This is a genomic window from Pseudomonas sp. LBUM1674 (assembly GCF_059695635.1).
The window spans coordinates 4,180,144-4,195,488 of record NZ_CP166779.1 but is presented as its reverse complement, the minus strand read 5'-3'; the positions used below and the strand labels follow the sequence as shown (position 1 = coordinate 4,195,488).

The following is a 15,345-nucleotide window of genomic DNA, read 5'->3' as shown; positions in this document are numbered from 1 at the left end:
TGGAAGTCACGAAAGCTCACAGGCTAGGATGAACTCATAACCTCTCGATATCACGTTTGGAAACCAAGGCTGTCTTCGATCATATCGGCCGACTGGAGAGGGCAGTGCTTGTGTGAAATTCATCAGACGGTCTGTTGGGCTGAGGAGCTGTAGATATATTTGCTATCGCTCCTTCGGGCTTGAGCCCGGCTCGACTTGTGAGGCCGGGTGTCTGGAAATAAATGCTTGACGTAAACATGTGTATAAATATACAGTATTTTGCTGCATTGACGTTTCCGCTCCTGATTAGCTTCCAGATGTTATGGGCGTCAGCGATGATCGTAGTGCAGTGAAGCCAGAGCCCCTTAAATGGGGCTTTTTTTGTCTGCGCTAAAGAGGTCGTGGGCGAAGACGGCTGTGTATCAAGCTTTCCAAGTGACTCATCCTTCGGCTTGATGGGGCGACCTCCGGAAACCGGAATGACGTCACACCAGCAAAGTGAGCTAGGTCGGCGCTGAACCAAACGTGAGGGCTGTATGACGCTACTATCTAGAACACCATTTAAGAGGTGCCTCAGTTATGCGTACAACCTTCAGCTGTAGCCAAGCTCGCCGGCGACTCCGCCGCCTTTTTGCGCTGGTCGCCCAAGGTCACAGTTTCGTCATAACAAAGAACGGGCGAGCAATTTGCCGGCTGGAGGGTACCGAAGCGATTCAGGTCACTCATGGCACCTCCTACAAGGCCTCATTGTAAGGCCTAGAGATGTCAATGAAACCCGGGGCCTTTCACCGGGCTTCAGTGAGCTCGTCTATTCAATCCGCAATTTGAGGCTTTTTTGAAAGGACGAGGCAGCGCGTGTTGCCGACAAATTCTTCTATCAGAAGTAGAGCGTCGCTAACAAGCTACAGTTCCTGTAGAGCTTCATCGAGAAGCTTACTCATCCCTGTAGGAGCAAGCGTCTAATTGAATAGAAAAAATCTAGCACGCGCAGGCAACCACCCAATCTTTGACCCGTTCACGGGCAACGACGGTATGTTCCGCACTTGACGGATGTCTAATAGGTATCCGCGCGACTTGAGTTGTGAGCTATAGCCATTTCGGGCTGCACGAACTCTGCTCGCCAATACGACAATAAAAAATATGAAGTTGCCTGAGACGGCAGGCTTTCGGATGCGCTCGCGCCTTCGATTGCCGGTTGCCTGCGGGGCAGACGAGGAGGTTGTTTGTGCAAATGAGTCTATTCGCTCCAGATCAGAAACTCAAAGCCATCCCTGAAGCGCTGAAAAACGAGATCAACACCCAGCGTCTGGCCTTGTCGTCCTTCTTCAATGGCGCCGCCAGGATGTTCCCATCCTGCAGTTTTGCCAACGAAGGTACGGGCTTTGGTAAGTCCTACAACGTCATCCGCGAATACCTGGTCAACACGCCAATACAGCCTAGCGGCAGGGGCCATCGCAACTTGCTGTTCATGACCCCGCAGAAGGCGCAAATCCGCTTTGGGCAGGACATCGTTGAGATGGCGAAAGAGAAAGGGGTGAAATTCCTCAGCTTCCTGGCCCGTACCGACCGGAACGACTTGGACTATGTCGGCTGGGTCACCAAGACTAGGAACGAAGAACTATACACCCGGTGGGCGAAGGTTCTCCGCAAGTCCTTTCCGGAACAGGCTGTGCGCCTCGACACACTAGTGCAGCACTTGCGCAACTTGCTCAATCAGGAAGAGCGCCTGAGCACTCTTTCGCCTCATGATCTAATGCTCCAACGCCTTCAGCAGGACGTCAACGGTGCCCGTTGGGATCTGCTGTCGGCCCTGCAGGGGCTGGTCACCGCCATCGTGGAAGAAGATCGCTTTGGCGAGTACATCACGCTGGATAAGCGTTTTGAAAGGACTAGCACGGTAAAAGACCAGGTGATCCTTGAGATCATCGATCATCTGCTCCCACTGGAGCGTGCCAAGCGCATGCCTACCATCCTGTTGGCTACCAGTAAGCGTTTCCTGTTTGCCACCATGGTGGTGAATTACACCAAAGGGGGTAAGCCTAGCATCAGCACGTGCCAGTTCGACGATATCCTCGGGCAAAAACTGGCACCCACCAACTCGGTCGACCTTAACACGCGTATCGGCTCGGTCAACGGCAAGTCCTTCGAGGAGCAGATCACGTTTCTCCGTGAGCAGTGGTTCCGCGTCGATCCTGACAATGTATTCCGCCAGCGCATGATCGATTTTACCGTGGTTGTGGACGAGGAGCATGTCGCCTACAGCCTCTTCTTCGAAAGCACGTACAAGAAACTCATTACTGACAAGCACCAGGTGCACCACGTCTTTGCCACGCTGTCCCGTCTCGTGAATTCGATCAAGCACGCTGAAGGGGAGGATATTGATGACATCGTGCTTTATGAGCCGATCAAGAAGCTCAGCGACGAGTTGTTCGACCTGTACAACAATCGCTGTCAGACGTCAGTTCCGCTGGACACCATCCTGGCCATGTGCGAGCGCAACCTCGGTCATATTGCCATCGACACAAGTGAGGTTGAGCAGATTCTCACCATCACCAAGAACATCTTTGCCATGAGCCCCCGGCGCTTCTACGCAGAGGAGCAGTTGAAGCAAATTCGTATCCGCGAACATGTCAGCGGATCTGAGTTGCTGATCTACAAACAACGCGCTCCGGAGGATACCAACCCCTCCCTGTACGATCTGTTGCAGGCCCTCATGTGTGTATTGGTGACCTGCTCGCACATCAGCAACAAGCACCTGCTGGGCCTGATCAAGACCGGTGATAGCGCCAGCCAGAACAGTCTGCTGTACGACTTCATTGTGAACGCTGGCGAGCACCGCCAGTACATCAATGCGGTGTTTGATCGCTCGACCGAAAGCGACATCTTCATTGATCAGCACTACGCATACCTGATGCCAAAGATGGTGTTTTCGCTGGTCAAGGTGCACACGCTCGAATTCGAACCCGGTACCAAGCACAAACGCATCTATGTCTCCTTGCTACTCGACCTGTTCCTTGAATTGCCGGAGGTAATCCTCCTTCGGTTGCTGCATGGCACGAGGAACTCGGTGATGTGCTTGTCCGCCACCACCGGGTTCAAGCAATCCTACTCTGGGTCGTTCACCCGCGACATGCTCCAGCAGTACGGTACGAGCCTGGATTTCAAGGTGCTAGAGCGGAGCGATAAGGATCGGAAGGTGATGGCCGCACTGCGCGATGCCCGGCAAAAAGCTCGTGATGTGCAGATCCGTACCTTCCATGACAGCGCAAGGAACATGATCACCGACTACACCAAAAAAGCTGAATTCAAGAACGCTTGCCTGGACTGGCGGGAGATGCTGACGCCGTACTTCTATAGCAACAATCGCCATCACACTGCCGCCTTTCAGCGGCAGATCGAGGCCATGCTGTTGACTGCCTGGGACGGCCGCCACTCGATGATCCTATCTCTTAATAACCGGTTCCAGGCGAGTTTCAAGAAGCTGCTGCAGGAAAACAGGAATGGGCGCTTCCGGGCCTGCAAGCCTCTGATTGAGGATATGGTCATCGATATCAGCCCCTTCAACGATCGGCCGAGGGTGCGGGTCATCCTGTTCGACGCCAATTTGGCCAAACATCCGAAATTCGAGGAGTGCCTGAAGGTCGATGAGAACACCAAGATTGCGTTCATCTCGTCATACAACAGCGCCGGTACGGGCTTGAACCTGGTGATTGAGGACACCAAGCAGGGGATCGAGGAGGATTTCGAGCGCCTTGTGCTGATCAATACCCCCTATTACACCGAGGTCTTCACCGAGGAGGGGCTGAACACGGTGCAGAACCATATCCTTATGTTGAAGTATCACGCGGCGAACACCAACACCAAGCTCAGTGACTTCGATACGAACCTGCTGCAGAGCAAGAATCGCAGAGTGCTTAGCGACGAAAATCTGTTGTCGCGAATGAAGGTAATCATCCAGGCCATCGGGCGGATTGAGCGCCGAGACACCTACACCACTTCGGAGATCATCATGCCGGACGACGTCATGGATTCGCTGGTGGTCGGGTATTCACATCTGCTTCGCAATGGCAACGACCTAATGCTCGACAGCTTGTCCTTGTTGAACTGCAAGGTCATGGAGTTTTGCCTGGAGCAGGCAAAGGGTCGCTCCTTCGCCTCGGACGAAGCTCGAGAGGATTTCCAGCGGAGCGCTGTGCAGAGTGGGAAAATGATCAATGGGTTCTTCGAGAATGACTTCCGCAAGTCGATTCTGCAGAAGGCCCGCGCCGGTGACCTTGAGGCGGCTCAGTTGAACGAGGCACTGCGCAACGTTACGTCGATCACCGCGCCGCGCCAATATGTGCAAGATCTGTTGAAGCATCCGATCATCAAGGCCAAGCCGTACTATCAGGACGTGATTGGCAAATTCTACTTCTGGCAGGAATCCCATACCGGGGTCACCCTCTGCACCATGGGGGATGACCAGTTCGGCATCACGGACATGAGTGACGGTCAGGGACTCTACCAGCCCTATCTCTGGCTGGTGCCGGAATACCTGCGCATGGAGAAGGGTCAGCAGAATGCGGCGCCTGGCCTGATTCGCCAGGCGGCCAACCTGGATACCCGCGAACTGGAGCAGAATCCGCCCAGTCCCGCTTTGCTGCCATTGCTCAAGGGCAACGTGGGTGAGTTCCTATTCTCGTCCTGCCTGAAAAAGCTCGGCATCACGCCACTGAGCATCGCCGAGCAGTTCGAGTTGCTGACCCCCGAGGCGTATGAACTGTATGACGTCTACCTAGTCGTCAACTCGCGGCTGGTTTGCATTGATGTGAAAAACTGGTCGGCTAGCCTCGACAAGGAAGATATGTCTAGGGATCTGCTCAGTCGGGCGGCAGAGAAACGCGACAAACTGACGGCAATCTGCAGTACCCGCAACTTGGAGCCGGAGTTCGTCTATGTCAATGCGCGCCATGACCACAACGCCCTGAACGATTTTCCCGAGTATTCCAACGGTACGCTGATCCGATACATGAACTTGTTCAAGAAGATCAGCGCATACAGCTCGGTTGGGGAGGGGGCTATGCCAAGCTACTCTTTGAGCGAGCAGTACGTCATCAATCCACAGTTGCTGGACATTCTCCGGGGGCGCGCATGAAAAGTCCTATCAAGCCCATCGAAGTCGGTCAGTTCCCGATTGCACGCACAAACATGCTGCAGTTGATATCGGCCAGTCTGGACGAGCTCCTGCGCAAGATTCTGCAGCCCGTACCTGGCTCCAACCTGCACATCAACTGTGGAATTTTCCAACTGCAGCGGAACAAGGGGGAATCCACCGCAGATTACTTCACTCGCGTGGACGCCCGGATTCGTGAAGTAGTTGGTAAGGCTCTTGGGGTCAAGGCCACTGTCGGCATCCACTACAACCGACTGCTGGTGGATAAGGGGAAGACTGTATTCGCCTACCTTGGCACGAAACCTCAAATGCCCGAGCAGATCCGCAACCAGTTGCAGGCTGAAAAGGTAAGCCTCACGCGAATCATTGCGATCATGATCGGCCTGCGTCTGAAAATGGACTTCCTGTTGGATGCCAACCAGCACTATGAAATTCAGCCGGTGGAATACAGCGCGGAACTGTTCATCGGCGTCATGCCGATCTCCCGATCGACCGAGATCCAATTATTTGATGCGCTGGCCATTCAGATCTATCTCTCCGAACAGCAGGAGCTGGTACTGACTTTGGAGCGCCAAGTTTTCGCCTGTACGGCCGAGGTCTCCACCACTTCGGTGGTGCGTGGGACGACCTTCATGTTTTTCTATGGAGGAAAGCAGTATGTGGCCAAGAATCGGCGGGATGCGCGCAAGTTCCAGGGGCGCAAATTCATGCTGTTTTCCAATCAAGATGTCTCGAAGGAAATGCGCAATGACTATCGCCACAGCACCAACTTCCACCTGAACGACTGCCTGAATCGACTGGAGCAGATGCTCGGACAAGCTGGGGTGGAGTTCGAACCCATTCGATTTTCGGCTACCCATCAGGTGCGGGAATTCCTCTCGCCGGCGACCGCCTGCCAACGTCCGCTGGTGGTGATCGATGACTACCAGGATTACGCCAGTCCACAGGAACAGCTGGTACTGCATGCGGCCATTGAGTCCAAACTGAAGCCTCAGCGGATACTAATTGGCAAGGAAATTACCGATCCTGCTCAACTGCCGGCGGAGGGAGTGAATTACCTGGTCATCAACCAGGAGCGCGACGGCGCTACCAGCATCATCAATCGCGCCACCGGCGAGACCTACAGCACGTTCTGGAGCGCCTGCCAGTCTATTGATTCGAAAGCTGGGCCGGCGTTGGCGGATTTTGATCTGTACACACGCATGAAGTATGAGCGCTTCCGCAATCAGAAGGCCTTTGTCTGTCAGGGCTATGACCTGGCCAGAGAGAAGAGCACGCCCCCGGATCAGCCCGGTGCGCTAGTGCTCGATGACCTGCGCCTGGAGAGGATCGCCTATGAACTGTGGATCAAGGAAAGCGTCTTCGACCGCAAGCAGGTCATTGTGCCAGGGGCCAACTACGCGCCCCGTCAGCTGGAGCTGTTGAGCTGCCGGCGTGACAACGATAAACGCAAGTGGATCGTAGTGGCCGACGCTCAACTGGAAGGCAGTGTGATTCACCTGCAGAAGGTGGCGCGATACGACAACACTACCAGTGGCGAATTCGACTATCGCTATCCGCTCCTGGCGAAGTCCTTGTCGCGCAGTTCCATGTCGAGCTTCGAGGCTCTCTACAACAACTCGTTCATGATGTGTGACTTGGTGACCGGCTGTTGGCTGAACGTCTACTCCAGCAACCGTGTCCCGCAAATCATTGGCAATGCGGCCTTTGACAATATCGAGGTGCATTTTGCTAGTCAAAACGTCCGGCGCTTCACCAAGGCCGAGAGGAACCCTCTGCCGTACTACCTGACCCCGGTGAGCAAAAAGCAGCAACACTTCGTCTTCTTGCAAGACACCGGGGTGGAGGGGATTCGCTTCTTTGTCTCCAAGGCCCTGCCGGCGAATAGCGCCATCGACAAGCAGAACCGGATCTATAACGTGTTGGTATATGGCCCGGATGGTGAGCGGCAGATGGCCTTCGGTCACCCGCTGGTCGAGGCATTTTTTGCATCCTTCACCTTTGATCTACTGCTTCTGCGTGAGTCGGCGAAGACCTCGATACTGGAAAAGGTAATCGACCTTTATTTGGAGAACTGATGGGCGCAGCTACCTTCGATATCACATCTTTCCATCTCTGATAAACCTACGTAGAGAGTAATGGAGATGTCGCTGATTAGGGCCATGCCCGGCGTATCCTTATGTCTTTTAAATGGAGGTGAAAGTGCTGTCATCTATAAAGGAATACTCACCAGGGCCCCAGATACCACAGAGCATTTGGATGACCCTCGGGCTGCCGTCACGCGGTACCAGGCTTCACGACCTAATTCGCGAGAGCGCGGTTCAACGTCGTAGAAAGCGACCGCTTGGTTGCATTGGTAGCTGTCTTTGAGCAGGCCCTTTCCCTATTCGAAGACGATGTCGCTGCTGCGACAGAATGGATGAGCTCGCCGGTTTGCGGGCTTGGTTCGAAGCGTCCTCTGGATATGATGGGGACGAGGGTGGAAACGAAGGCCATCTTCGATCTTATCGGCCGACTGGAGAGGGGAGTTTTTGTGTGAGATTCGATAGGCGACTTGTTGGGCTGCGGAGCTAAAGCTACTTTGGCTATCGCTCCTTCGGGCTTGAGCCCGGCTCGACCCCAAGTATTCACATGCCCGGGCGAGTCACTCCACAGTTGGCCCGCGATGATTGATTCAAGAAGCGCATTGAGGCTACCTCATTTGTCCTCGGCATTACCAGGGTGTCCGAAGTCCCAGGCTTCAGTGAATTCGTCTATTCGATCCGCGAGTTGAGGCTTTTTCGATAGGACTAAGCAGCGCGTGTTGCCGACAAACTCCTCTATCAAATACAGTGAGTCGCCGACATCAAGCTCCAGCTCCTGCAATGCCTCATCAGGAATTCGAGTTGCACAATCGCCGTCCCATTCTTCGATGATGATTTTCATAGGTTGCTTTCTCACGTGTGGGTCTCCATTGCTTTGAGTCGGCAATGATAACGTGCTTTGCGTACAGGCTAAGAGCGCAGTGAGCAAACGCTCAGCTGAACATCTCTTTCACGAGTGAAGCGACATTTCTAGCGTCGTCTATCCCACGGTGATAGGTACCCTGCCAGACCAAGCCCATCGACTCTACCGTTTGCCTAAGCCGTCTCGGCTGATGTCGTATAGGCCTTTATGCCATTTCCTCTCATTGAAATGTGGCAGACCCACGAGCAGGGAAGGGTGCGTAGCGAATCCCTCACTCTAGCTGCCACGCATCATAGTCACCCATGACGCCCAGGAGAACGCGCAATAAACGTTCCGAAGTCTTGGTCAGCCTGTTTATAGGTTCCAGCATGTTCCTTGGATTGCGCACTCACCTATATTGTCGGGGGGGGGGCGACCTGTAAAAGCTGGACAGCGACTGTTTCTGTAGAGTGCTCAAAATTAACGAAGTCGCGTCACATTTGAAGTGGCCTTCCGTGAAAGCTCCAGTTCAAGGTCAGAAATACGCTCCCAGAGTTGCAAATTTTGCACTAGCGCGGCATCACGCTGCTCGCAGGCGATCCGTAGTTTCTCTTCTATGGAGCAGATCTTCTCGTTAAGCTGCTTTCCTGCTTTGACCTTTTCTGTGGGTTTAGCTTGCTCGCGCAGCGCATTAATTCGCGCAATTAAGGCTTTGTGAGACTTGCGACTTATTTTTAAATAGCCACGGTCAAATCCTGCTTCAACACTTACAATGCCAGCCGTGATCTTGTGGGGTTCAATTCCAACATGCGCAGGGACTAAAGCTCTTCCCTCCAGAAGTCGTTGAAACGCGCCCTCGCACGCGGTAACGCCCTGACCTTCTCTACCCCTACCCATCATATTAGATCTCCGTAGTGTCAATCATGCGGGCTTTAAAGCTAATGAGCCTATCAAGATCATTTTTGGTAATTTGATACTCGCCTGAGTTCGCTTCGTAATTGTCCATTTGCTTAGACGTGTCAAGAATAGCTTCTTCAACCTTTTCGCTTTTAATGATTGCACCCTCACATGATAGACATTCTGTGAAATCCCCCATCATGAACGAGTTACATCGACCCGCTTTTGTGCAACCACCCAAAATAGTTGCACGATAACTAATTTCGCCGTTTTTGACACGATGAAGCGTGTCACGCCGTACCTCCTCTATAATGATTTCTCCGCTATCTAAGCGCGCCTTCTGTTTCTCCATATAAGAGCCTGTTCCGCCGAACAGCGGTTTCTCGTGAAGAAGTAAGTCAGAGATCAACTGATTAGCCACCCCAATGGGTATGCCCATTTGATATTCCAAAGCGATATGTGTTGATGGCAATACAAAATCATTTTTTTCAGTATCGAAATAACCAAAAATTGTTTTGAACTTGTCAAAGTTATTTGCGTAGTAGCGGGTCATCTCAAGCGTTAGGTGCTTGAACTGTGACTTAAGACTCGGAAGTGAAACGAAGCCGGAGTTGGTTGCATAGAAAGCAAGTGATCTTCGGAACTGATGAGAGGTCAATGGCCAAGGTTTGCCGACGCCGAATTTTTCTTCACTGTAAAAATCCCGAGAGGGATCTGTTTGGCCGAGCTCAATCAAATCAGAGGATTGTAGTGTTAGAGAGTCGAGCCATTGTGAATTAACTTTGGCTTTGCTGAGCGTTGTAACTTGGTTGATTTTTTTTCCACCATCCGGTTGTAGGTACACGGCGGACGGGTTCAGAAATAGGGGGCATTCTTGAAGGTTTTTGACGCCATGAAGCTGTGCAAGACTACGACAAAGCGCCTGCGCGACCTCTAACGCTCTAATAACTTCGCCTGTAGCAAGCCATGATTCCTCTTTTTTATACCCTTCGAACTTAGTAGTGGTTGAAAGAATGCTAATCATTTTAGCGCGATCACGCAGTACGCCATCATTATCTCTGACCTCAGGCGTCGCAATAACGTCAGTGGTACAGTCATATTTCAAGCGCATTACTTCTTGATCGCGCATACCTGTATACAGGTGGATTATGATTTTCAGCACATATTGAATACTCGACAACGCCCCAGACATCGTCTTTCTATTGTGACATCCAAAATCATCACGCAGCACCTGATGCATTTTATGGTCATCCATTGCATGTTGAAAATTAGGGCGCCGCTGCGAAGCAGGTATTTTGCGGTTTATTCTTGTTATTTCAGGTAGTCCATACGCTACATCTTTAAATTCGAGGACAAATGATTCAAGGCGCTGAATGTTCTTATGTAGTAAATCCAAAATTTCGGAGGAGCGGTTAATGATTTCGAGATAGATTCGCAGAGGGATAACCGGATGTTGATTGTCGTCTCTGGTGTGAGTAAAATTTACATCAGAGGCGTTCAAAACTTTGTAGCCGAGCAACTCTTCTCCAACTGCCGCCAAATTTTTCATCATTGCAGGAAATAGTACTTTAAAGTTATTTCTTTTTCCTTGATGTATAACAAATGCAGCAAGGTAACTCGGCGTGGTTAGCAATTGCTCAAATGATAACACTCCGACAAGTGAGTTTGTTTTTAGGGAATAGCAAAAGCGCGCCATGTCCACTAAAACATAATAATACAACTTAAGTGTAGAGGCTGACAGCTGGCCAACTCGGCCATGGCCAGCTGCGTGGTAGATATAACAAAACATCAGATACTTAACCTGTCCAATCAAGTCCTTTTGTTCGCTAACGTTCTCGTCAAAAATTCTATCAAATCTAAATACTGCTATTGGGTGGGCGCTCAGACGATACGGATTAAAGTCCCACGCGTCAGAACCGTAGACAGCTGTTGGCGTGCCGTCTTCGCTTCGACATAACACAAAATCGGAACTCGGGGGACGCGCCCCGGCAATGTCCGGTGCAACAGTGCCGTTCTTATTGGAGGTAAGGTACGGTGCGCTTAGGTTATTCAAAATACCACTCCCAGCTTTTCATAGCGCTGCAATCGAACTTCCCAAAATGCCGTCAGCTCACCGAGTTCGTGAACCTTATACGTTACTCGCTCAATCAATTCGGCTGCAGCTTTAGAGCGCTTTTTAAGCGCCTCCAGAATAAATTCGATGCGAATTGACAGGTCTTTATAGAGTATTTCAGCGTGGCCGATATCATGGGCTGTATTGCGAACAGCATTAATAACATACTGCAAGCTCATGAGCTTGTGAATGTCGATTTCATCAGAGTGGCAAGCATAGTGTTCGCAATATAAACAGCCATATTGCGTTCTGCAGTTTGGTTCTATAGCTGGCGCTGTACTGCCGCTTGCGGGGCGAGGATTATTGAAAGAATCACAATGCCCTGCCGCTGTCGACGTTAAGTGTTTTTCTTCTCCGTGTGCGCGTTCAATCGCTAACTCTGCGGCTTTACGTACTGATTGCCAGAAATCTCCGAACTCACTTTCTTGCTGCTCAATTCTGGCTTCCGAGTAATGATTTAGATTTGTCGAAACATTATGATTCAAAACGTCCGCAATATCAGTTGATGACGTCCCTATGAGATGAAGAATTGAGCTTTTATATTTGCGTATCGTCGTTGCGGTGATGTTAGGAATCCTTGGATCTAAATATACATCGTGTACGCTGCGGTAGAAGAACCAGGTAAACGTCACCATCAGATCATCGTAGTTATCGAAGACTTTGGATGATCCCGATCCTCCAATAGTAAAAAACAGTTTGTCGAATTCCTTGCCATCAAGAATCCATGTTCTCAGCTTAATGTACTCTCGCAGAATAGCCAGACCACTTTTTCTGCCGATGGCATAACGGGTTTTTTTGCCGCCAGCTCTAAATTTTACAGCCGACAACTCTTTTTTTACCGGGGACTTCTCGATGCCTATCGCTTCTTCGAACTCGAACTGAACGAACTCCTTTGGCGAGGCTCCGATAATACACAATAAGGCGCAACTATATGCACGCGCTGCGAGAGACGCAACATTCAGTCTGTATGAGTGGCGCATATTTGAGTTGACTGCGTCAAGATTCAGTTGGGCTCTTTGTACGTTTTTCGCCACAGATATGCGAGAACTCTGGGGTGACGCGTTCAAGTATTCTTCGATTGTTGAAATTCGTCGCTCGGCGTGATTATAAAGAGGTACAACCCTATCTGAGAGACTTGAAATGGTACCACGTGTTGACGGGAATTGAACCACCTCAATTCCACTATGCCGAAAGACAAGCGGGAACTGATCATTATTTAAAATGAATTCACTCAGTTGGCGCGCTATAGCAAGGCAAGTGTTAAAGTATGCGAGGAAATCACGTTCTGCAGGTGGCGCTGCGCTAGGCGGATTTTTACGCACAATTGGAATTGCAGTCCTCTTAATATTTTGGGTCGACGCCGGAAAGCGAATTTGTGCAAATTGGCTGAATATCTCTTGTTGTTTGCTTGCCGAGGCTGGTTTCAACTCGTTCATACTAATGCGATGATTGAGGTGCTGGGTAAACATTTGATATGCCGGTACGATAGCGTGGGCATGAACGAAGGCATCAGTGTGACCATTTTCATCGCACCAATCGAACATCGCCCTGTAGTATCGAAAGTAACTCAGAATTGTCGAATGACTTTTTTGTGCAGAAAAACACTCAAGTATACATCTCAAAAGCTCTCTGCGTTGCTCCATAAATGAATTGATGACAACTTGGGTGCATTTACCTTTTCCATATTCCGCCTTGTCTTTCTTGGAGCGAACTTTGTAAGCAAAACTTCCAATGTCGAGAGGAAAAGCGCTAATTTTTTTATCAAGTTGAATTCGAAGGCGTTCAGGCCTCAAATGCTCATGCTGGCATTGTGAGGCATGAATGACATCGGTTTCCCTATATATAAAAACTGCGCCAAGATCATTCATCACTGTCCCTCAGAATCAAATCATCATAGCTACTGAAGCCTAGTAGATGATCTTCGTACGCCTCTTGTGCATTCAGCTTGTTAGAATGCATTTTAAATAGCTTAAGGTAATTCTCTGTGACTTCCCTGCGTTCATGATGCATACGACTTTGGATAAAAGAAATCGCGTCGCTGGAATTGTAAACTCCAGATTCAACAAGGGGTTGTAAGCGTTGGTAAAGTTGGAACGCATACGTCGCGCGAAGCCAGTGGTACGTAAAATCTTTAGGGAGCATGCTCGATGCTTTTGCGATCAACTTTCGTTTTATCGTATCTGTAACTTGGCCAGTAGGCTTTGATTTGACAACTGGATAACGAGAGTCGTCTTTAGCAAGATAGTAGCAGTTGCCCTGATCTGACAAAAATACGTACATATTCTCTTCCGCTAGAGGTTCTAGTTGAGAATATGCTTCAGTAAAATGACGTTGCAACTTCGCACGTCTTGCCATCGCCATCGGGCTTGTTGCCAGAACAATCAGTTCATCTGCAAGTTGCTTCGGAAAATAGAGGTCTTGTCGCTTATTTTTCTTTGTGTCGATACCAGTGCCTGGGCCTGCCCAGAGCTGGTATGTCCCGTCAGCTCGCAATCGGTCTTCAGTAAATGCTTGTAAATGCTTCATGCGCAGCGTCAATACGGTTTGCTTTCGCGCACCTGTCATGAGGGCCGTCATGACAATCAGTCGTTCTTGAGCTGACCACTCGTTTCTGGAAATGACTTGGCGCAGTTCACGCAGTTCAAAGTTTCTAAGTGGTCTAAGATCTTCACTTTCTTCTCTTACGAACCCGATTGGTACTTGACTCGTTGTAGTTTTTTTGTGTGTCTGGCTTCGCTTTTCCGCCTTGATTTCCCTTTTACCGTTAGCCGTGTCAATAGTAAACTGGATTTTTTTTGTGGAATCGACAAGATCCATATTGATCGGATGCCAGTGTGCTGATATGAACTTGTAAAAATCATAAATTACACCAGTGTACTGATTGATTACATCTGGGCTTCGTTTGGATTCAGTTTCGTTGCTCAAATAGAAGAAATATTTATAGGTTGGACGATGTACAGATCTACCCGTGAAATTTAACCAGTCCAAATTGTTGTCTTCACAGAACATAAGATAGTCAAGCAACTTCGCGGCTCTGCGACGCATGTCGTCGCTTGGTCTTGTGGCCGCATGTTTGTTGGTAGCGAGGTTTAATAAGTATGAGTTCGCTTCATGCCAAGGCGTTGTGCAATCTTTATGAATGAGGAATGGGACGTTAAATAGGTCGTCGTTACTGTGGGCGGCGAACTGATTGAGTTGGTAGATGATTTTTTCCGGATCAGCCCCCACGAGCGATGCATCTATAGCACCCAGTGGCTTATTGGATACGTAGAGTTTTGCGAACGCATTCGGCACATGAGCGATCAGTATGAGGCGGCCCTGATGACGCGGATTCACATAAGCCATGATCGCCTCCAAATAGGTCAATCATAATGTTATGTGTTTAATATGTCAATCTCATAGTCAATCGTGTCTTGTTATGCGATAGGGTGTCAATCATTGTGTTATGTGCTGCGATGGCCTACAAGGATATCGACAAGGTCATGCAGGCGCAGCGCGAGCTGGTGGAAGTGGTGCACACCCTGCGCCAGGTGGTGTGCGTAAAAGGGTAGGGATGAAAGGTGCTTCCTTCTGTCGGGAAAATAACGCGAATTTGCCAGGTTGGTGTCGTATTGAAGTAGCCACTTTTCGCTGCGACGAGGCCCTTTCAAATGACGACTACCGATGATTTCAGATTTCACGCTCACGAGCTGATGGTCGATCTCGACGCGGCCACAACGGAAATGATGAAGCTCATTTCTGCTCATCAGCTGAGCGGCCCGGAATGGGAACGGGTCAGTCAATGGCAGCATGATGCCTACGAACGGTGGATGACCTATCTGAACGCCAGGTCGTATCCGGAATCGGGCGATACAAATGCCCCTCACTGAGTTCTGCTCAATGGATGGATGTCTGGTCAGCGACGCGCTACATTGCGTCCTTTTCAGGAAAGGGAAGCGTTATGCGAATGTTGATCGGGGGCTTGGGGGTGGCATTGCTGGCGGGCTGTTCATTGCCCGCGTCAGTGGTGCCAGGTGAACCGAATGTCAGCAAGTACAGCGAAAAAGCGCCAAAAGACTACGCCGCGTGCGTCCTGCCGGCATGGCAGCAGGTGGTTCCCCACTCGACTCAGGCGGGGATTTCCAATGGCTACCGGATCACGGCGCCGAGCATCATCACGGCCGACGAGATCCTCGATATCGTGAAATCGAAAGACGGCAGCCGCGTATCGCTGTATCAGGGACCGCCCTGGGCCAAATCAGGGTCGCTGCGCCAGGCCGTGCGAGACTGTTTGTAGCGT

At 50.5% G+C, this 15,345-nt stretch carries 11 protein-coding genes and 1 pseudogene; 6 read left to right on the top strand and 6 right to left on the bottom strand.

The annotated features are described in order from the left end of the window. Window positions 1–552: 552 nt before the first annotated feature. On the bottom strand, window positions 553–705 hold the full coding sequence (locus tag ACA067_RS19170; RefSeq protein ID WP_497458012.1) for a hypothetical protein: 153 nt from the start codon (window positions 703–705) through the stop codon (window positions 553–555). Window positions 706–1,204: 499 nt separating this feature from the next. Between ACA067_RS19170 and ACA067_RS19165 the strand changes: the two genes are divergently transcribed. The 3 genes from ACA067_RS19165 to ACA067_RS19155 all read left to right on the top strand — a co-directional run bounded on the left by ACA067_RS19165 (window position 1,205) and on the right by ACA067_RS19155 (window position 7,670). Further along, window positions 1,205–5,113: a hypothetical protein gene (locus ACA067_RS19165; RefSeq protein ID WP_497458011.1), complete on the top strand. Its 3,909-nt coding sequence runs from the start codon at window positions 1,205–1,207 to the stop codon at window positions 5,111–5,113. Beyond that, complete coding sequence (locus ACA067_RS19160; RefSeq protein WP_497458010.1) at window positions 5,110–7,209, top strand: hypothetical protein; 2,100 nt, start codon at window positions 5,110–5,112, stop codon at window positions 7,207–7,209. Before ACA067_RS19165 ends, ACA067_RS19160 begins: the two co-directional genes overlap by 4 nt. A 266-nt stretch (window positions 7,210–7,475) precedes the next feature. Beyond that, entirely contained in the window at window positions 7,476–7,670 is a 195-nt protein-coding gene (locus ACA067_RS19155; protein ID WP_497458009.1) for an antitoxin Xre/MbcA/ParS toxin-binding domain-containing protein, read from the top strand. 158 nt (window positions 7,671–7,828) lie between these two features. On the opposite strand, the gene ACA067_RS19150 is transcribed toward ACA067_RS19155, so the two are convergent. The 5 genes from ACA067_RS19150 to ACA067_RS19130 all read right to left on the bottom strand — a co-directional run bounded on the left by ACA067_RS19150 (window position 7,829) and on the right by ACA067_RS19130 (window position 14,411). Further along, complete coding sequence (locus ACA067_RS19150; protein WP_497458008.1) at window positions 7,829–8,056, bottom strand: AbrB/MazE/SpoVT family DNA-binding domain-containing protein; 228 nt, start codon at window positions 8,054–8,056, stop codon at window positions 7,829–7,831. A gap of 480 nt (window positions 8,057–8,536) precedes the next feature. After that, the gene (locus tag ACA067_RS19145; protein ID WP_497458007.1) at window positions 8,537–8,956 is read right to left on the bottom strand and encodes a hypothetical protein; all 420 of its coding nucleotides are present in this window, start codon (window positions 8,954–8,956) and stop codon (window positions 8,537–8,539) included. 1 nt (window position 8,957) lies between these two features. Then, on the bottom strand, window positions 8,958–11,006 hold the full coding sequence (locus tag ACA067_RS19140; RefSeq protein WP_497458006.1) for an integrase: 2,049 nt from the start codon (window positions 11,004–11,006) through the stop codon (window positions 8,958–8,960). Then, the gene (locus tag ACA067_RS19135) at window positions 11,003–12,934 is read right to left on the bottom strand and encodes a hypothetical protein (RefSeq protein WP_497458005.1); all 1,932 of its coding nucleotides are present in this window, start codon (window positions 12,932–12,934) and stop codon (window positions 11,003–11,005) included. The genes ACA067_RS19140 and ACA067_RS19135 overlap by 4 nt, the downstream gene beginning before the upstream one ends. Further along, window positions 12,927–14,411: a site-specific integrase gene (locus tag ACA067_RS19130; protein WP_497458004.1), complete on the bottom strand. Its 1,485-nt coding sequence runs from the start codon at window positions 14,409–14,411 to the stop codon at window positions 12,927–12,929. The genes ACA067_RS19135 and ACA067_RS19130 overlap by 8 nt, the downstream gene beginning before the upstream one ends. Before the next feature lie 110 nt (window positions 14,412–14,521). Here ACA067_RS19130 and ACA067_RS19125 point away from each other — a divergent pair. The 3 genes and pseudogenes from ACA067_RS19125 to ACA067_RS19115 all read left to right on the top strand — a co-directional run. Further along, window positions 14,522–14,617 (top strand): annotated as a pseudogene (locus ACA067_RS19125) (RtcB family protein); the annotation flags it as partial. Window positions 14,618–14,716: 99 nt separating this feature from the next. Continuing rightward, the gene (locus ACA067_RS19120; RefSeq protein WP_497458003.1) at window positions 14,717–14,935 is read left to right on the top strand and encodes a hypothetical protein; all 219 of its coding nucleotides are present in this window, start codon (window positions 14,717–14,719) and stop codon (window positions 14,933–14,935) included. A gap of 71 nt (window positions 14,936–15,006) precedes the next feature. Continuing rightward, a complete protein-coding gene (locus tag ACA067_RS19115; protein WP_497458002.1) occupies window positions 15,007–15,342 on the top strand; it encodes a hypothetical protein in 336 nt (111 codons plus the stop codon). Window positions 15,343–15,345 lie beyond the last annotated feature (3 nt).

Excerpts from the sequence above, each read along its gene's own strand:
- ACA067_RS19150 (WP_497458008.1), bottom strand. The coding sequence starts at position 8,056 with ATGAAAATCATCATCGAAGAATGGGACGGCGATTGTGCAACTCGAATT.
- ACA067_RS19145 (WP_497458007.1), bottom strand. The coding sequence starts at position 8,956 with ATGATGGGTAGGGGTAGAGAAGGTCAGGGCGTTACCGCGTGCGAGGGC.
- ACA067_RS19115 (WP_497458002.1), top strand. The coding sequence starts at position 15,007 with ATGCGAATGTTGATCGGGGGCTTGGGGGTGGCATTGCTGGCGGGCTGT.
- ACA067_RS19130 (WP_497458004.1), bottom strand. The coding sequence starts at position 14,411 with ATGGCTTATGTGAATCCGCGTCATCAGGGCCGCCTCATACTGATCGCT.
- ACA067_RS19135 (WP_497458005.1), bottom strand. The coding sequence starts at position 12,934 with ATGAATGATCTTGGCGCAGTTTTTATATATAGGGAAACCGATGTCATT.
- ACA067_RS19120 (WP_497458003.1), top strand. The coding sequence starts at position 14,717 with ATGACGACTACCGATGATTTCAGATTTCACGCTCACGAGCTGATGGTC.
- ACA067_RS19160 (WP_497458010.1), top strand. The coding sequence starts at position 5,110 with ATGAAAAGTCCTATCAAGCCCATCGAAGTCGGTCAGTTCCCGATTGCA.
- ACA067_RS19170 (WP_497458012.1), bottom strand. The coding sequence starts at position 705 with ATGAGTGACCTGAATCGCTTCGGTACCCTCCAGCCGGCAAATTGCTCG.